Genomic DNA, 18,809 nt, shown 5'->3' on the forward strand with positions numbered 1-18,809 from the left:
AAGCCCACGACTAGGGCGCCATTGAAGGTATCGCCAGCGGCAACCGTATCTATGGCTTGTACTTCAAGTGCCGGAATTAACCCGGTAAAGCCTGCGCTACTGATAAACGCACCTTTACTGCCTAAGGTAATTACCACAGTCGTCACCCCTTGTTGATGCAGCAGTTGGGCGGCTAAGTTGGCATCTTCTTCACTATTGACCTCAATGCCAGTTAACGCTTCGGCCTCGGTTTCATTTGGGGTAATAATGTCGACCCACTTGAGGTAATCTAGTTGTGAACTCACGGCGGGCGCGGGATTCAGCACTGTGGTAATGCCTAAGCGTCTGGCGGTTTGCAATGCATGGCTCACTGTATCCATCGGGGTTTCCTGTTGGATAAGCATAAACTGGGCATTGGCAAACAGAGCATAATGTTTGTCTATCTCAAGAGGGGTTAGATGGGCATTGGCGCCAGCGGCAATGCCGATGGAATTTTCGCCATTCTCGGCGACAAAAATCATCGCCGTGCCGCTATTCATATTGGCGACTTGCGTGATGCCATCGGCTTTTATCCCATCCTTGAGCCAATTGGCGCGCATCTCGTTTCCAGCGCTGTCTTGACCTAAGTGACAAATAAAATCCACTCGCGAATCGGCCTGACATAAGCGGGCGCAGGCCACCGCCTGATTCGCTCCTTTGCCACCATGCTCTAGTCGGTAGCTTTGACTCACTAAGGTCTGCCCCGGTGCGGGCAAATACTCAAAATTCATAACATGGTCGGCGTTGGCACTGCCTATAACGAGTATGTGACTCATGGAAGCGTTACCTTAAGTTCATCTGCGATTGAGATAGGTTGGTGTGTAGACCGCTAAACTGTCAACTAACAAGTCAACAAAGCCCTGTCTATCAATCCCGAATAGCACAGTGGCATTCGCGGGTTTACTCGTAAGCTGATAGCGATCGACGACTGTCATCCCCAGTGTGAGTGCGCTTTGGGTTTCAATGCCGACCCAGCAGTCTTGGGCATCAAACAATGCGGGGTTGAGTAACCAAGCTATAGTGCAAGGGTCGTGCAGCGGCGCGCCGACAAATCCCCACTTGGGATCTCTATGGTAAATCATAAAGAAATCTAGCAACTCGGCGACACATTTAGCCACGGGATTAGGAATGGCGCGAATGCGCTCGATATCTTCATCCATGATTTGTGCCTGATGGGTAACATCGAGGCCGCACATGGTAATGGGAATGCCGGATTTAAAGACGATATCGGCCGACTCGGGGTCGACAAAAATATTAAACTCGGCGGCGGGCGTCCAGTTACCCACACCCGCAGCGCCGCCCATCAACACAATGCGCTCAATCTTGGCGTGCAATTCGCCATGGCTGGCGAGTAGCAGCGCGATATTGGTGAGCGGCCCCGTTGGCACCAAGGTTACAGGCTTATCGCTTTGGCGGATTTTCTCGGCCATCAACTCGACCGCATTCACGGCCTGTGGTTGAAAACTCGGTGCAGGCAGAGCTGGACCATCGAGTCCCGTTTCACCGTGAACGTTATCGGCAATCATCAACTCACGGCTTAAAGGTTTAACCGCGCCGCCCGCAACTGGAATATCGCTGCGATTGAGCAGGGTTAAAATCCGTAGGGCATTATTGAGGGTTTTATCTGGGGTTTGGTTACCGGCGCTGGTGGTCACGGCCAGTGGATTTAGCTCGGGATGGGCGAGGGCTAAAATGAGTGCGATGGCATCGTCATGGCCGGGATCGCAATCCAAAATAATTGGGCGACTCATACTGTTACTCCTTTAAACAGCGGGAATGGAGGCTAAGAATAGCACGCCCACGTTTGCAGGCTAGGATGTGGCCGAGTCTTTAGGGCAAACTGTGAGCTTTTTCTGATTTCTATCAATAAGCTGCTACAATAGCGCCCCGCTTTAGGCAGAATCAAGTTCTCTAATGCTTTACCGATCATGGAATGATAAGGAAGTTCTGGCGTGTTGATGAATCGCAGTCAATTAACCTCGAGTGCACCCGCGCGTTTTTGGGGTTGGTTAGAAATACTCTTGACCTGTGTCCCTCTCTTTTTGGCTGGTGTTGCCGCGCTGTTTCTCTGGGATGGGGCGCAAAAGTGGTTTCTGGTCAATCAGTTACTAGAGCGTGGCGATGTAGCCATAGGTCGAGTGGTTGAGACGGCCTATCGCAGTGAGCGCAGTTCGACGGGCGTATATAACCAAAGATTGATTTGCTTGGTGGAGTATCGCACCGCAGAGGGCAACCTCGTTCGCCAATGGGAACTCGATGGCGTGAATTGCCAAGCGACCTATCAATTACGGCCGCCGCAGGGCGACACTCCTGGGGCATTAGTGCCCAACTACGGGCAAAGTTTTGTGCATTATCTTCCCGAGGTGCCAACACGGGCGAGCGCCGATCTTGAATTAACCCGCGATCGCGCCAAACTGGACTTCGGCTTTGGCATCGCAGGCATATTAGGCTGTTTGCTTGTCGGTTATTTCTGTTTGACGCTATTAAGGATCCGCTGGGCCGAGTTCCGTTATGTGCCAATACTTAAGGGTTTAGGGCAGCAACAGGATTACACTGGGATTATCCGTTCGCTTGAAACCTATCGGCAGCATCCCGCCGCGAATATTTTGGTCTGGGAGGCGGCTGAGCATTTAGGTCGCAGCCCTGAGCACTATCCGCGTTTGGTCGATTTATTCGAGCAAATGCAAACTTCACCGAGCAAAAAAAAGCTGGAATCGGTAGACGAATCTATTGTGATGATAAGCTTTTATCGTTTGAGTTCATTAGGATTTCACGACTTAGCGCTGGCGATGCTCGCCCGTAGTAAACAGGCGTTGTCGGCTAAAACCTTAGCCAGCTTTGTGTTGATGACGCGCACTAAGCAGTTGCTCTTTGCATTGGAATTAACCGCAGAAAAGTTAGCGGCATTGAAGGCGCTGTGCGAGGCCAAAGTACTAAGGTTCGGCTTGGCAGATGAAAAACAATGCTCCGTCGATTTTGCGGTGCACCTCGATTATTTACTCTGCTTGGCGACATTAGTGCTCGACAATACCGCACTGAATCGCCAAGTGGTGCAGGTTATCGGCCCAGTTCAACGGCTGCTCTTAACAGCCTTAACACAGGCGCAGGCGTTCGACACCCTAAGCCAAAACAGTGCGCAGGCGCTGGATAAACAAATTCAAGTTCTCTTAACCCGTATCGATTCGCGTCAGGGCTTTGAATACCAACTTAAGCCGTTACTCGAGTCGATATTAGCCAAATTAGCACAACCCAATCAGCAAACCGCGTTGTCAGTAACTAAAGTTTCAGCAACCAAAGTTTCAGCAAATACAGGGAAATAAGTAATGCAGTCTTATCCTATCTCACGCCCCTTGGCACTGGTGGCCGCCTTAGTGGCGTTACAATTAACCGCCTGTAGCCAACCTAAACCCGTAGCCGTCGTCGAAAATGAAAAGGAATCCTTGCTGCAATTTGATAACGGCAAGCTTATCCAGTTTCAGGAAAAGGCGAATCCGAACTATCGCCATATTCCCTGCGATTTACCCGCAGTTGAGACTGTGGTGACAAACAGCACGGCCTTCGCCGCATTAACTCAGTCGGGTGAGGTGATCACTTGGGGTGACAGTTTTGCTGGTGGCGATAGCCGTGAAGTGACAGAACAACTTAAGCAAGTGAAGCAAATTGTCCCGGTCAAAGACGGGTTTGCCGCGCTGCGTAAAGATGGCTCTGTGGTCTATTGGGGCAATTCGGGAAAATTAAGTCTGGACAAGGCATTGCAAGCGCGCATGACTAATATCACTAAGCTATTTGCCAACCGAGAGGCCCTAGCCGCGCTAGATGCCAATGGTAAGGTGCATACTTGGGGCTATGGGCCTTACGGCGGCAATAGTTTGCAGGTGCAAAATGACTTAGTCGATGTGGTCGATATCTTTGCTAAAGGGCGCAGTTTTATTGCCCTGAAAAAAGACGCCAGCGCTGTAGTGTGGGGTGAGGTTGAAAGTTCGACCAATATGAAGAAGTTGCAGTCGCAGCTGATGGATATTAAACATATCGAATATTTTCAAAATACCTATGCCGCTTTGAAAAAAGATGGCTCAGTGGTGAGTTGGGGCTGGCGCAGTGATGCTTATCCGATCCGCAGCGCTCTTAAGGATGTGGCGAGTCTCACGGCAAACAGTTGCGCGTTTGCGGTGTTAAGTCCGACGGGGGATGCCCATTTCTGGGGCGATGGCATTAACTGTGGCGTCGATTGGATCAAGAAAACCGATATCACAGGCGTGAAGGAGATTATCAGCGTCGGCCCGGGATTCTTGTTACTGCGTGACAACGCCACGCCGCAAATTCTCGCCGACGATACGGATTACGCCTATCTGTTTGGCTTTCATCATGCTCAAGCGATCCTCGACAAATATTGGCAGCAAGGCAGCAAAATTACCCTAGGTAAGTCCTCCTTTGCCTTTACGCGCCCCGACGGCAAAGTGGTACCCGTCGGTTATCGGGCAGATCTTAAAAATGTCGAGCAACTGATTGAACGCATTCCACGCCTCACTTGGCTAGCGCCGGCAAATGATGGTTTTGTGGGGATCAGTGAAAAGGGAGAATGGGTCTCTTGGTCGATGAATCTCGGAATGTTTGATAAATCACCGGTACAACCTGCCGATTCCTTGGTGGTTAAGCCGCTGGAATTCACCCCCGCTGCCCAATGTGAGACTCCAGAGCAACGGCAGGCGATTTTGAGTCAGGCAAGGCCGCAGCGGAAAATCAATTGGTCATTTGACTAACTCATTGTAGGGCATTTCTCTGCTGGTGAAAGTTCATTCACCAGCTTTTTAAATCCATCATCGACCCTATCTTTGGCTGCTATTTGCTGTTTTACAGTTGTTGTGACTGTATAAGTATCATTTTGTTTAGCTTTTTAACTGTTATCTTATTTACATCTTCGCTAGAATACTGGATGTTTTCTATGCAATTTCATATGTCGTATTAACCCATACCAATGCGATACAAGGATGATAATAATGAAATGTATACCCCATATGCAGGTGAGGTTATGGCAGGGCGCGAGCGTATTAATGCTGTGCAGCCTAATCGGATCTGAATCCGTCGAGGCGAAATTGGATATGCCTCGCAGCGAAAGTGGCGCGTCGCATACCCATGTATTGCCTGTCTTTAGTCAGCAATTAGGATTTAATCTGCCAAAGGGTTGGCGTCAAGCCTACCATGAGGAACGTGCGGGCATGTTTATGGCGGAATTTGTGCCGGAGCAGGAGGCGCTCAATCAATGGAGTGCACTGTTTTGTGTGCAAGGCTTTAAGGACATGGCCGAAAGCGTGAGCCCCGAGCAGTTTTTAGATGCGATGGCTGAAACTTACCAAGCGGCCTGTGACGGTGAAGTGGTGTATCAAAAACTGGGTGATACCCAAGTGGATGGTCATGAAGGTTTTCAGGCCATTCTCGGGTGTACCACAATGCCGCATGTCCATGGCGCAACTCAGTTCAATCCGAGTACCTTTACCTCAAATCCCCAAGGCGAAATTGGTTACTATACCGTGGTAAGTGGTAACAAGGACTTGTATTTACTGCATAAATCGATGCGTGGCGATGTGTTTTCTGCCGACAAACCTCCCTTGCAGGCGGCTAACAGTGCCGACTTTATTTCAGGCTTAGCGCCCTATTCATTAAAGTAGTTGTCAGTCGTGAGACGGATGAGCATGGACTTTCATCCGTATAGACGTCTATAATGCGCGCGCTCAGGCTTGATATGCCACGAGCCTTATTGGGCGTTAACTGGTTTTTCGCCCTCTGAACCTATTTTTAGTCAACCTTCTGTGGTGCTTGCGATGCATTCGTCGCGAGATAATCGGGAAGCCAGTGAAATTCTGGCACTGCCCCCGCAACGGTAAAAGGTGAGAGACGACCGCATTCGCAAGGTAGCTCAAGGTGAGCCAGAGAATCGAGTGTGTAAAGGTCAGTTTCGCGTTAGTCCTTCTATTGCTTGGATTAACATAGCCTAAGTCCGGAGACCGGCCCTAAAGGTGTTTTTGAGATTTCGGTGGGCAGATCTCAAAATGCGATAGTGACTGTCAGTATTTGTTACTGAATCAACGGTATCGTGGCGCCAATGCCCCGTTTTCCTTGCAGGAGTTAAAGGTAAAATGGGAACACATCCAACTAAAATCGCGCTGCTGATCGGCAGCCTTTGCAGCTTTTCTGTTATCGCCCCCGCCGTGGCGGCCGATGATGCCAGCGTTGCCAAAGTCGATGAGCATATCGTCGTCATTGGCCGTTCAGACAAGACCCCCTTAAATATTGCCGCCAATGTGAATGTGATTGATGCCGCTGCGATTGAGCAGAGTGGCGCAACCAGCTTGACCGAAGTGTTACGTGGTCAAAGCGGTATTCAGCTGTCCGACAATAATATTGGTACTAGTTTCGCGATGCGTGGCTTTAGCGCGAGCTCTGCGGTTAACAACACCTTGATTTTGCTCGATGGTCGCCGCTTAAATAATATCGATATCGCCGCGCCTAGCCTGAATGCGATTCCACTCAATTTAATTGAGCGGGTCGAAATTCTATCTGGCAGTGCTGGCGTGCTCTATGGCGACCAAGCGGTAGGCGGGGTGATCAATATTGTGACTAAGTCGCCTGAGAATACGGGCGGCAGTGTGCAATTATCCGGCGGCAGCTTTAATACCTACGAAGGTCGCGGCGATGTGTCGGGCGCAATCAATAAAGATTGGCATTACTTCCTGACCGGTAGCTACAACCAAGGCGATAACTATCGCAAACACAATGCCAATGAAACGGGTTCTATCCTTGGTCGTATTCAATATAAAACCGCCACTGACTCTTTCTTCGTTGAAACCAGCTATTACGATGATGACCGCGAAAATCCAGGCTCACTGACCGAAGATCAGTTCAACAAAGATCCGCAGCTTTCTTCAAATAGCAGCGAATATGTCCATGAGATGACCACAGCGGCGCGCAGCGGTTATCAGCATCAACTTAACCAGAATTGGGCGTTAGCTGCGGATTTGGATTATAGCGATACTTTAGTTAGCTCACTCAACTGGGGCGCGGGTAGCCATAACACTCGCTCACTACTGATGTTTAGTCCTAAAGCGCTCGCCAATTACAGTACCCGTCAAGGTGAGCTAAACCTAGTCACAGGTTTGGATATCAGCCGCGGTAAGGCCGAGTTTGACTCTATGGCGCGCAACAATGTGCAGGAAATGCAAAGTGCTTACCTGCAAGCTACTGTGCCATTAAGGCACACCTTAAGTTATGTGGTGGGCGGACGTTATGCGCGGGTGACCGACGATCTGGTTGATGGCAATGTTTATCCAAATGGCATCGATTTAGATGAAGATGCGACCGCATTCGAGTTCGGTTTAAACTATCGCCCGAGTGCTGAGCACAGATTCTATCTGCGTGGCGATGAAAACTTCCGTTTTGCTAAGGTCGATGAGCAAGCCTACACCCCGAAAGATGTGTATGGCTTAAAGCCGCAGACGGGCCGCTCCTATGAGGCGGGTTGGGATTGGACTGTTGCTAGCCAAAGCCTACGCGTCAGCCTATACCGCCTCGATTTAGAAGATGAAATCGTCTTCGATCCGAGTGCTGAAAAACCTGTTGGTGGCAGCTTCCAAGGCGCCAACGTCAATGCCGATGCCTCACGCCGTTATGGCGCGAGTGCCGATTGGGATTGGCAGGTCACTCAAGCCCTCACCTTAGGTTTGGAATATAACTATATCGATGCCGAATTTACCGACGGGGTGAATGATGGCAAGCAATTGTCTTGGGTGGCTGAGCATACGGGACGCGGTTATGTCAGCATGGATTTTGCCGAGCATTTCCAAGTGTTTGCCGAGGCAATTTACACGGGCGATCGTTTTATCGAAGGCGATAACGGCAACGAAGGCGATAAATTATCTAGCTATGTTTTAGGTAATCTAGCCCTGAACTATACCCGTGATGCTTGGTTAGCGAGCCTGCGTATCGATAACCTGTTTGATAAAGAGTATGTTAGCTCGGGTTACTACGGTGGCATTTGGGGTGATAGCTATTACTCAGGCCGAGGCCGTGATATTCGCTTGACTGTGGGTTACCGCTTCTAAGCTTGAAATAAATGCTTAACCGAATAAAGCCAGACTCAGTCTGGCTTTATTATTTCTGTTGTTTGGCTATGCGCAGAGAAAAATCCATTTTCTCGGTGTATTCTTTATAAGTTCAGCCTATTTTGAGATAGCCTAAGTCGTTGCTTGTGCTATAGATCACTTCATCTAAAGCATAGTCACAATTATTCTGCGACTTAGGGCTGAAATTCTCAGTAGTTTGGGTATGATGTGAGCGGTATTCGAATCATCTTATAGCTAATTAACAGGTGTAAAGTGTCTTATGACAGATCTTGAGCAACAGGTTTTTACTCAAGTGAGAGCCATCATAGCGAATGAAGAGCAAGTGATCGGTCGCCGTGGGATCTTAATTCCACTCAAAAAAGCGATCCTAGCCGAAGGCGACATTCGTAATGTGATCGATATTATTTCGAGCGATCCCGCGTTAGCTGCCCACATGTTGATGCGCAGTAATTCGGCGCAGGCTTCAGGCGTCGTAAATCCTAAATCTCGTTCCTTAAAAGACGCCCTAATCCGTTTAGGCCAGGTCAATATTTATCGTTATGCCTTCACCTTCTATTTGAAAGAACGCCTCGATGAATTACCCCAACCCTATAAGAAGTTGGTGCAAGGTTATTGGAAATTAACGGAAAATATCGCTATCGATGCGGTCGACAGCCTAGTCGATATGCAGGATGTCGAAGTTGACCCCGATGAAGTACAAACCTTGGCGCTGTTTAGCGTGTTCGGGCAAATCATTGCCTTAACGGCCTTTGCTTACTTAAATGCCAGCTCTGAGCAATCTTTCCCGTTAAGCGTGATTAAGTCATTGATTGATAATCAGCAGCAGACCTTAACCATCGAAGCCTTTGAGGCCTTAGATCTCGATCAGGATCTACGCCAAGAGTTTATGATCGCCCACAATTTACGCCAGACCCGTAATCAGAATTCACCTGGATTAATTCTGCGCCGTGTATTGTCAATGCGCGGTTTATTGCTTAATCCGCTCTAAGATCTTCTAATAAAACAAAGCCTGCGATTGCAGGCTTTGTTTTTATTTCAGTTAATTAATTGGATTTCTGCTGGCGAGCTAAGCCTTCGCTTGCCACCAATTGCAGCCAGTTTTGCACTAAGGCCGAGTTTGCGCTGTGGCGGCGATAAGCACCAAATAGTGGGCGTTTTAAGCCTTCTTGGCCAAGTTTGACTGAAGCTAAACTCAATCCATGTCCCTCATTGATTGACCAGTTGGGGAGGGCGGCGATACCGTCCTTGCAGGCGATGCGTTGCAATAACATCATGGTCAAATCGCAGGTCTTTTGTTCGCCCGCCTCAACACCAGCGGGTTCTAAAAAGTGGCGGTAAATATCTAAACGCGCCAGTGGCACTGGGTAGCTGATTATGGGTAAGCGAGCCAATTGCTTAGGCGTAACATAGGCTTCTTTCGCTAAGGGATGATCCTTGGCAACCACTAACTTCACTTCAAAATCAAACAAATGCTGATATGCGAGCGAGTGTCCCGGCACAGGATCTGAGGTCAGCACTATATCGAGTTCGCCCATTTCTAAGGCATTGAGCGAATCGAACAGATGCCGGCTCGACAGATCTAACTCGGCCTGCGGATGATCTTGCCTAAATTGCTCCATCACTGGCATTAACCAGCGAAAACAGCTGTGGCATTCAATCCCCACTCTGAGTTGATTGGTCTCTGTTTCCAGACCATTTTTCAGATCCGTTTCCGTTTCTAACACCTTAGGCAGGATCTCCTCGGCGAGGTGCAACAGGCGTGCGCCTTCCTGAGTAAAGGAGAGGGGTTTGCTTTTACGCACAAAAATGGGCGAATTAATTCGTTGCTCTAACTCCTTAATTTGATGGGAGAGAGCCGATTGAGTGACAAAACGTTTTTTGGCTGCGCCCGCCAAGCTGCCACTTTCCTTCAGTGCCATTAAGGTTCGCAGATGTCTTAGTTCGATCATGATCACTCCAAGTGAATTTCGCTCATGTTGTGCTTGAAATCAATTCGGTTGCTGGCATAGAGACTATCACAATAAACTTCTAGACGTCCAGACGCCCACTGTGATTTATCAAGGCTTAAATGCGAAAAATTGCCAAGAAAACACCATCAGCTGGGTGCAAGTGCCGAATATGGCTTATCTCAAATAAAGGAAGATATGGTATGCAATTAAACAGTCTTGGTTTTCCCCGTATCGGGCGTCGTCGTGAACTGAAATTTGCCCTCGAAAAATACTGGCGTGGTGAGAGCACTCAAGCTGAGCTGCATGAGGTGGCCAAGGAGTTACGCCGCACCCATTGGCAATGGCAAGTCGCCGCTGGGATTGAGCAAGTGCCAGTGGGTGATTTTGCCTTTTACGATCAAGTGTTAACCCTGAGTGCGACCCTGAACGCCATTCCAGATCGTCACCGTGGCGAGGGCGCTATCGATCTTGATACCTTATTCCGCGTTGCCCGTGGTCGTGCACCAACTGGCACCGATGCGCCAGCCTCGGAAATGACGAAGTATTTCAACACTAACTATCACTACTTAGTGCCAGAGCTTAAGCAAGACCAAGTGTTCTCTATCGCCTATGAGCAGTTTTTTGATGAAGTCGCCGAGGCGCAGGCGCTGGGTTACCAAGCCAAGCCAGTGCTGTTAGGCCCTGTGAGTTACTTGTATCTGGCAAAAACCGTGGGTCAGGATTTCGATAAACTCAGCCTATTGCCCAATCTGTTAAAGGCCTATGCCGACATTCTTGCGCGTTTTGCCGCGCAGGGCGTGACTTGGGTACAACTTGAGGAGCCGATTCTGGCACTCGAATTAGCCGCCGATTGGCAAGCAGCGATTAGCGAAGCTTATCAAGCGCTTAAAACGGCTCAAGTGAAGATTTTACTCACCAGTTACTATGGCAGCATAAGCCATCATCAGGCGCTGGTTTCCGCGCTGCCTGTTGCGGGTCTGCACCTCGATTTAGTGACAGCCCCAGAGCAATTGGCCTTGTTTGCCAATGCATTAAGACCAGATCAAATTCTGTCAGCGGGTGTAGTTAATGGCCGTAACGTGTGGGCGGCAGAGGTTGACCTGATTGTAGAGCGTATCGGCAGTGTTGCCAGGGACTTATGCTCACAAGACGGATCTCGCCTATGGATTGGCACCTCCTGTTCGCTGCTGCACAGCCCTGTGGATTTAGAGGTAGAGACAACCCTCACGCCAGCGCTACGTCAACAGCTCGCGTTTGCTAAGCAAAAGCTGTTGGAACTGGCCAATGTGCGTCAATTGTTACTGGCTCCTGAGTCTGTCGCGGCCAAAGAGATAGTTAACACTTGTTTGGCACGCCGTGAGGCTAAAGCACAGGCGGCGGATGCAAAAGTCATCGCCCGTGTGACTGCGCTGACCCAAGCCGACTATGAACGTGTGAGCGAATTTACTGATCGCCAAGCGGTGCAGCAGCGCAAGTATCGTTTGCCATTGCTGCCAACGACCACTATTGGTTCGTTCCCACAAACGCCTGCCATCCGTGGTTTACGTAGCCGCTGGCGCAAAGGGGAGTTAAGCGATGCCCAATATACCGAGCAGTTGCAGCAAGTGACCCGTGATACCATCGACCGTCAACTTAAACTCGGTATCGATGTGCTAGTACACGGTGAGGCCGAGCGTAATGACATGGTCGAATACTTCGGCGAGCAGCTCGAAGGCGTGGGCTTTACCAAAAATGGTTGGGTGCAGAGTTATGGTTCTCGCTGCGTTAAGCCGCCGTTGATTTATGGTGATGTGAGCCGCCCTAAGGCTATGACGGTTGAGTGGGCCGAATTCGCCCAAAGCCTGACGGACAAACCCGTCAAAGGCATGCTAACGGGTCCTGTGACGATTCTACATTGGTCGTTTGCCCGTGAAGATATCAGCCGCGATACCATTGCTACCCAATTGGCGTTGGCGATTCGTGATGAAGTGGTGGATTTACAAAATGCAGGCATTGGCATTATTCAAATTGATGAGCCAGCCTTCCGCGAAGGTCTGCCATTAAAGCAAAGCGAGTGGCAAGCTTACTTAGATTGGGCGGTGAATGCTTTTAAACTGAGTGCGGCGGGTGTTGTGGATGAAACCCAAATCCACACTCATATGTGCTACAGCGAGTTTAACGACACGATTGCCGCCATTGCCGCCATGGATGCGGACGTCATCACCATCGAGACCTCGCGTTCACGCATGGAGCTGCTCAACGCCTTTGAAGATTTTGAATATCCAAATGAAATTGGCCCAGGCGTTTACGATATCCACTCGCCAAATACCCCAAGTGTTGAGGCCATGGTGCACCTTATCGAAAAAGCGGCGCAAAAAGTGCCTGTGCGCCAACTGTGGGTTAACCCCGATTGCGGCCTTAAAACCCGCACTTGGGATGAGGTAGAACCCGCACTGAAGAACATGGTGGATGCGACCCGCGAACTGCGTCGCCGCCTCGGCTAAGCGCTGTAAAATCTGCAATCTATGCCTCTTTGGCATAGCGTAAAAACAGGGATACCTTAGGTATCCCTGTTTTTATTGGCGATTTGAAAAGGCATAGTTGAACTTATTCGTTAAACATCATCTCGGGGACATGTTCAGGTACCACCAATTCGCCAGCGGTGAGCTTAATAATCTCCTCGACACTCACGCCGGGGGCGCGTTCGAGCAGATGGAACTTGCCTTCTTTGATTTCGATAAAGGCCAAGTCTGTCAGTACTTTTTTGATGCAGCCCTTACCCGTTAGCGGCAGGGTGCACTCGGTTAACAGCTTGGATTCACCGTGTTTTGAGGCGTGGGTCATGGTCACAATTATATTGTCGGCGCCAGCGACAAGATCCATGGCGCCGCCCATGCCCTTAATCAGTTTACCCGGGATCATATAGGAGGCGATATTGCCCTGAGTGTCGACCTCAAAGGCACCTAATACGGTGAGATCCACATGGCCGCCGCGGATCATCGCAAAGGACTCGGCCGAGTCGAAGATGGCGGCGCCCCTTGCCATAGTCACTGTCTGCTTGCCGGCATTGATCAAGTCGGCATCGACCTCTTCCATGGTGGGGAAAGGGCCCATCCCTAGGAGGCCGTTTTCGGATTGCAGCATCACTTCAATGCCTTCGGGAATATAGTTGGCCACCAGTGTGGGGATACCAATGCCGAGATTCACGTAATAGCCATCTTTGAGTTCTTGGGCGACGCGCTGGGCGAGTTGTTCTCTTGAAAGTGCCATAACCAAATCCTATTTGCTGGAGGGGCGGGTAGTCAGTTGCTCGATACGCTTCTCGAAGCAGCCTTGGATAAGCCTGTCGACATAGATGCCGGGCGTATGGATTTCATCGGGATCTAATTGACCCGGCTCGACAATTTCCTCCACCTCCACCACGGTAATCTTGCCCGCGGTGGCGGCAAGCGGATTGAAGTTACGGGCGGTTCTGCGAAAGACTAAATTGCCGAAGGTGTCGGCCTTCCAGGCTTTGACTAGGGCAAAGTCGCCGGTGATGGATTCTTCAAGAATATAATGGCGACCATTGAATTCTTTGACTTCTTTACCCATTGCCACGTCCGTGCCATAGCCGGTCGCGGTATAAAAAGCCGGAATGCCGGCGCCCGCCGCGCGCATTTTTTCCGCCAGCGTGCCCTGTGGCGTGAGTTCGACCTCCAGTTCGCCAGACATCATCTGCGCCTCGAAGTTGGCATTCTCGCCAACATAGGAGGCGATCATTTTTTTGATCTGTTTATCGAGCAGTAAGATCCCCAGCCCGTATTCCGTGGTGCCGCAGTTATTGGAGACAACGGTCAGATTTTTGGTGCCCTTGTGTTTGATTTCTTTGATGAGATTTTCAGGAATACCGCAAAGGCCAAAGCCGCCCGCAATAATGGTCATCCCATCTTCGAGTCCCGCTAACGCATCGGCGTAGCTGGTAACCACCTTATTCAATCCAGACATGGAGTGCTCTCTTACGCTTGCTGAAAGTGTGGCGCTTACTATTACCCAATTTTTCGGGCGCTCCTATGGTACTAAGGTGCCAAATAAAACCGCGGCCAATTGCCATATTCTAGTGACATTGAGTCTGGGGCATTGAGGATGTGCGCCCCGCCATGCCTGTGTTCAAGGCATGGATAAAGGACTGTGAATGGATTTTAAAGCATCGGGAGACAAGCAATATGGAGGTTGAAAACTCAAGCTTAAAGGGTAAGGTAGGGCTGATCACCGGCTCCACCAGTGGAATTGGTTTAGCAACGGCCCATGTGCTGGCGGAGCAAGGTTGTCATCTGATCCTGCATGGGTTAATGCCTGAGGAAGAGGGGCGGCGCCTCGCGGCGGAATTTGCCGAGCAATATCATATTCACACTTACTTCAGTAATGCCGATCTGCGGGATCCCGAGAGCATCCATGCCTTTATGGACGCGGGCGTTAAGGCTTTGGGCAGTATTGATATTTTGGTGAATAACGCCGGTATTCAACACACTGAAAATGTCGCTCATTTCCCGATTGATAAATGGAACGACATTATCGCCATTAACTTATCGTCCGCCTTTCATACCATCCAAATGGTAGTGCCTGCCATGGCCGAAAAGCGTTGGGGCCGAATTATCAATATCGCCTCGGTACATGGCTTAGTGGCCTCGGTCAACAAGGCGGCCTACTGTGCGGCTAAACACGGGATTGTCGGCTTAACCAAAGTCGTGGCTATCGAGTGCGCCGAGCAAGGCATTACCGTCAATGCTATTTGCCCTGGTTGGGTAGATACACCGCTGATCAATAAGCAGATTGAGGCCATCGCCAGCAATAAGGGCTTAAGTTACGACGAGGCTAAGTACCAGCTCGTAACGGCAAAACAACCCCTGCCTGAGATGCTCGACCCACGTCAGATTGGCGAGTTTGTACTGTTTCTATGTAGTAATGCGGCGCGGGGTATTACGGGCGCATCGCTGGCCATGGACGGCGCCTGGACCGCGCAATAGGTTTACATCAAAGGCTGGCACAATCGTTTTTAGCTCAACTGGTTAGCATTACTTTAGCGTCTACTTCTAAAGACCCATATCCGTTTTAAGACGATTCACCTAGGTTTAGTTTGATGTCTATTTTCAAACAAAAATAACCTTAAAGGTGATAACAATGAAATGGAATAAATCGTGTCTCGTCGCCCAATTTCTACTCCTTGTAATTGGGCTTTTTTCATCTCTGACGTACGCCGGAAGTTGGCAACAGAATGTGGCCATTGGTGGTTTTAACAAAGTACATATCTATACTCCAGATTCTGACGCTAAGGTGGGCGACGGTAAGGCATTGATGTTAGTGCTGCATGGCTGCGTGCAACCCATCAACAACTATCTCACGGCCAATCTTGAGCAAGCCGCCGAAGCCCACGGTATGGTGATTGCCGTACCCGATGCGATGAATAAGGCGGGCTACAGCTGTTGGTCCTATTGGCAGGGCAGCATTAATCGAACATCGGGGGATTATAAAAATCTGATTAATTTGGCGAGTGCCCTGTCGGGTGATGCAAACCGTCATATCGACCCGACTCAGGTGTATATTGCTGGGCTCTCTTCGGGCGCGGCGATGGCAATGCAAACTGCCTGCGTGGCACCCGATGTGTTTGCAGGGGTGGCCTCGAGCGCGGGGCCAAGCATAGGGACGAGTTCGAATGGGGCGATCTCTACCTGTGAAACCGTATCCACATCCACCTTTAAATCACGCTGTGAATCCTACGCGGGTAGCTACAAGAGCTATTTGGGGACTCAGTTAGCCGTGATTGCTCATGGCAAAGCCGACACTACGGTCAACACTTGCTATAACCTGCAGAATGCCGATGGTTTTGCCACGGTTTATGGCGTGACTAAGTTAAGCGGAACCAATGCGTTATCTGAGGGCGCTGGACATACGGCATCGGAAACCCTGTGGAGCAACAAACGGGTGGCAATGTTGTGGTTCGATGGCTTAGACCATTCATGGTCAGGTGGGGCGGGCGCATCGGGGGATTATGTGGCCGACGACAGCATTAACTTTGCCACCTATTTAGGGAAATTTTTTGCCGAGAATAACCAAAGGGTAAACCGTAATGCCTTGCCTACCCTTACCAATGTCACTGGTGCCGATAACGCGGGCGTGCTGACTGTTTCTGGCATGGCTAATGATAGCGATGGGTATGTCGCGCAGGTAACTATGGGCATTTATTTGCTCGACGGTGCGGGCCAAAGCCTGATCGGCAATGTGAGTACCACAAGCCTTGGTAGCGACGGCAGTTTCCAGCTATCTAGCCAGAGCTTGAGTGATGGCCTATACAAGCTGGTGGTACAAGCAAGCGATGATGTGTCTGCGCTTAGCGCGCCAGTGGAGTTAACCGTACGTGTTGGGCCTGAGCCTGCGAATGCTGCGCCAGTACTGAGTAATATTCAGGTGAGTGTTTCAGGACAATGCGCATCGGTGACGGGCTCGGTTATCGATGCAAACCAAAATTTAGCCTCGGTGACCGTTAGTTTTAGTTCTGGTCAGCAAGTCAGCGCGAGCATTAATGGCACTCAATATAGCGCTCAAGGCTGTAATTTACCGGGTGGTGCGAATCTTGCGACCGTGATTGCGATGGATAGCACGCAACTCTCTAGCCAAGACAGCATTAACTTTACTATCGATGCGGGCGTGACGGGGGATTACAACACCCATATTAATCTTGGTCATATTACTTGGGGTGTAGGCTATTCCGCCTGTTATCTCGCCTTCGGCACAGGGCAATTTACCATGCGTGAATATGCGGTGGGCAGCTCGCAATGTCAGTGGGTTGCCGATGGCAATACTAGCTGCGCGGGGCCTCAGCAGGCATGTACTGGTAGCACAGGTGGTAGCACTGAGCCTACAGATAGCGACAACGATGGCATGAGTGACAGCATAGATAACTGCCCCAATGTCGCTAATGCGGATCAGGCGGACAACGATGGTGATGGTATCGGCAATGCCTGTGATACCACACCCAATGGTGATACCTATCAATGTACCCAAGTCACGGCGACAAACTATGCCCATGTTACGGCGGGCCGCGCGACCAGCAGTGGCGGTTATGCCTACGCTAAGGGGTCGGGTCAATTAATGGGGCTTTATAACACCTTCTATAGCAGTACTTTGGCAAATACTGCTGCCAATTACTATGTGGTTGGTAGCTGTCCTAACTAAGTGAAGGTTGATTAGGGGGAGGCCCTGACTGGGTTATGTAAGCTTGATAACAAAGGCGAACCTTATGGTTCGCCTTTTTGCATTGGCTTGGGTGGATGGCGGGGGCGGCTACTGACAGCAAATAGCGCATTATCCTGTAAATTCTCACCAATGCCCTGCATAGCACTATTCAGCGAAAGCCGTCTTAAATGATAAGATAGGCGCCAGAATTTTTATGAGGTGAAAACTCACCTAGTGAAGACGTGGCAATTTTGACCTAATGCGCCGCGTGATGAATGCGGTTATTCGATTTATTGATTTGATTATGTTAGGTGTATTTCTATTCTGTCGTCCTAAATGGGGCGTACACCCTTATAGATGTGAGCATTACTGGAGACAAAACTCATGACAAACGCGAATGTGGATGCCACGCAGTTAACGACTAAGCCATCACAAGATGGTTTTTATATGCCCGCCGAATGGGCGGCGCAGCAAGCCGTATGGATGATTTGGCCATATCGTCCTGATAACTGGCGTTCTGCAGGTGCTTATGCTCAAGCGACCTTTGCTAAGGTGGCCGATGCCATTGGTGGTGCAACTCCCGTTTATATGGGTGTACCTCAGGCCTTTTTAGCTGAAGCTCAAAAAGTGATGCCTTCCCATGTGACTCTGGTCGAAATCGACAGCAACGACTGCTGGGCTCGCGACACTGGACCTACTGTGGTGGTTAATGCCGAGGGCGAATGCCGTGGCGTGGATTGGGGCTTTAATGCTTGGGGTGGTCACAACGGTGGTCTGTATTTCCCATGGGATAAGGACGAACAAGTTGCCGCACAAATGCTCAAGCAACATGGTTTTGCCCGTTATAGTGCACCGTTGATCCTCGAAGGTGGCTCCATCCATGTCGATGGTGAAGGCACCTGTATGACCACGGCCGAATGTTTACTGAACGCCAACCGTAACCCAGACCTGACGAAAGAGCAGATCGAAGCCTTACTGCGTGACTATTTGAATGTTAAGCAGTTTATCTGGTTGGAAGAGGGCGTTTATATGGACGAAACCGACGGTCATATCGACAACATGTGCTGTTTTGCGCGTCCAGGTGAAGTGATCCTACACTGGACTGACGATGAAACCGATCCACAATACCCACGCTCGAAGGCTGCGCTGGATGTGTTGCAAAACACCGTTGACGCCCAAGGCCGCAAGTTAAAAATTCACCTGCTGCCACAACCGGGTCCGCTGTATTGCACCGAAGAAGAATCAAAAGGCGTAACAGAAGGCACTGGCGTACCGCGCACTGCGGGCGAGCGCTTAGCGGGCTCTTATGTGAACTTTTTAATCACCAACGACCGTATCGTATTCCCACTGCTTGACCCTGCAACCGACGATATCGCTGCGCAAAAACTGCAGGACATTTTCCCTGAGCACAAGATTGTGGGTGTGCCCGCGCGGGAGATTTTATTAGGTGGCGGCAATATCCACTGTATTACCCAGCAGATCCCTTCTGGAAAGTAAGTACACCAAGGAGAACAGTATGACGCTTGATGTCACT

Annotated in this window: 14 protein-coding genes and 1 riboswitch; of the genes, 9 read left to right on the forward strand and 5 right to left on the reverse strand. The window is 50.1% G+C overall.

Annotation, left to right across the window (positions count from 1 at the left end; all coding sequences use genetic code 11):
• Both rbsK and rihA read right to left on the reverse strand, forming a co-directional pair.
• Nucleotides 1–794, reverse strand: a 794-nt coding sequence (rbsK, locus tag ACK5NH_RS04055) for a ribokinase (RefSeq protein WP_416917909.1), incomplete at its 3' end; no start/stop codon positions are given.
• An 18-nt stretch (nt 795–812) separates the two neighbouring features.
• Nucleotides 813–1,769: a pyrimidine-specific ribonucleoside hydrolase RihA gene (gene rihA / locus ACK5NH_RS04060; RefSeq protein ID WP_416917910.1), complete on the reverse strand. Its 957-nt coding sequence runs from the start codon at nt 1,767–1,769 to the stop codon at nt 813–815.
• A 207-nt stretch (nt 1,770–1,976) separates the two neighbouring features.
• On the opposite strand from rihA, the gene ACK5NH_RS04065 reads away from it, so the two are divergent.
• The 5 genes from ACK5NH_RS04065 (at nt 1,977) to ACK5NH_RS04085 (ending at nt 9,123) form a co-directional block, all read left to right on the forward strand.
• The gene (locus tag ACK5NH_RS04065; RefSeq protein ID WP_416917946.1) at nt 1,977–3,338 is read left to right on the forward strand and encodes a hypothetical protein; all 1,362 of its coding nucleotides are present in this window, start codon (nt 1,977–1,979) and stop codon (nt 3,336–3,338) included.
• Nucleotides 3,339–3,341: 3 nt separating this feature from the next.
• A complete protein-coding gene (locus tag ACK5NH_RS04070; RefSeq protein WP_416917911.1) occupies nt 3,342–4,778 on the forward strand; it encodes a hypothetical protein in 1,437 nt (478 codons plus the stop codon).
• A gap of 237 nt (nt 4,779–5,015) precedes the next feature.
• Nucleotides 5,016–5,684, forward strand: coding sequence for a hypothetical protein (locus ACK5NH_RS04075; protein WP_416917912.1), 669 nt, complete (start codon nt 5,016–5,018; stop codon nt 5,682–5,684).
• A gap of 125 nt (nt 5,685–5,809) precedes the next feature.
• Nucleotides 5,810–6,044, forward strand: a riboswitch (cobalamin riboswitch).
• A gap of 108 nt (nt 6,045–6,152) precedes the next feature.
• Nucleotides 6,153–8,114: a TonB-dependent receptor gene (locus ACK5NH_RS04080; protein ID WP_416917913.1), complete on the forward strand. Its 1,962-nt coding sequence runs from the start codon at nt 6,153–6,155 to the stop codon at nt 8,112–8,114.
• A 280-nt stretch (nt 8,115–8,394) separates the two neighbouring features.
• Nucleotides 8,395–9,123, forward strand: a complete 729-nt coding sequence (locus tag ACK5NH_RS04085; RefSeq protein WP_416917914.1) for an HDOD domain-containing protein — start codon at nt 8,395–8,397, stop codon at nt 9,121–9,123.
• Nucleotides 9,124–9,178: 55 nt separating this feature from the next.
• Here the strand turns inward: ACK5NH_RS04085 and ACK5NH_RS04090 are convergent, their stop codons facing one another.
• Nucleotides 9,179–10,084, reverse strand: coding sequence for a LysR family transcriptional regulator (locus ACK5NH_RS04090; RefSeq protein ID WP_011624035.1), 906 nt, complete (start codon nt 10,082–10,084; stop codon nt 9,179–9,181).
• Nucleotides 10,085–10,284: 200 nt separating this feature from the next.
• On the opposite strand from ACK5NH_RS04090, the gene metE reads away from it, so the two are divergent.
• On the forward strand, nt 10,285–12,567 hold the full coding sequence (gene metE / locus ACK5NH_RS04095; RefSeq protein WP_416917915.1) for a 5-methyltetrahydropteroyltriglutamate--homocysteine S-methyltransferase: 2,283 nt from the start codon (nt 10,285–10,287) through the stop codon (nt 12,565–12,567).
• A gap of 103 nt (nt 12,568–12,670) precedes the next feature.
• Here the strand turns inward: metE and ACK5NH_RS04100 are convergent, their stop codons facing one another.
• On the reverse strand, nt 12,671–13,333 hold the full coding sequence (locus ACK5NH_RS04100; RefSeq protein ID WP_011625148.1) for a 3-oxoacid CoA-transferase subunit B: 663 nt from the start codon (nt 13,331–13,333) through the stop codon (nt 12,671–12,673).
• Between the two features lie 9 nt (nt 13,334–13,342).
• Entirely contained in the window at nt 13,343–14,050 is a 708-nt protein-coding gene (locus tag ACK5NH_RS04105; RefSeq protein ID WP_007645350.1) for a CoA transferase subunit A, read from the reverse strand.
• Between the two features lie 140 nt (nt 14,051–14,190).
• Here ACK5NH_RS04105 and ACK5NH_RS04110 point away from each other — a divergent pair, with 140 nt between their 5' ends.
• The 3 genes from ACK5NH_RS04110 (at nt 14,191) to aguA (ending at nt 18,772) form a co-directional block, all read left to right on the forward strand.
• Complete coding sequence (locus ACK5NH_RS04110; protein ID WP_416917916.1) at nt 14,191–15,069, forward strand: 3-hydroxybutyrate dehydrogenase; 879 nt, start codon at nt 14,191–14,193, stop codon at nt 15,067–15,069.
• A 154-nt stretch (nt 15,070–15,223) separates the two neighbouring features.
• On the forward strand, nt 15,224–17,275 hold the full coding sequence (locus ACK5NH_RS04115; RefSeq protein ID WP_416917917.1) for a PHB depolymerase family esterase: 2,052 nt from the start codon (nt 15,224–15,226) through the stop codon (nt 17,273–17,275).
• A 384-nt stretch (nt 17,276–17,659) separates the two neighbouring features.
• Nucleotides 17,660–18,772 (forward strand): agmatine deiminase, encoded by a 1,113-nt coding sequence (gene aguA, locus ACK5NH_RS04120; RefSeq protein WP_011624023.1) that lies wholly within the window; start codon nt 17,660–17,662, stop codon nt 18,770–18,772.
• Nucleotides 18,773–18,809 lie beyond the last annotated feature (37 nt).

This window comes from Shewanella sp. (genome assembly GCF_047975355.1).
In the GTDB taxonomy this organism is placed as follows: Bacteria; Pseudomonadota; Gammaproteobacteria; order Enterobacterales; family Shewanellaceae; genus Shewanella.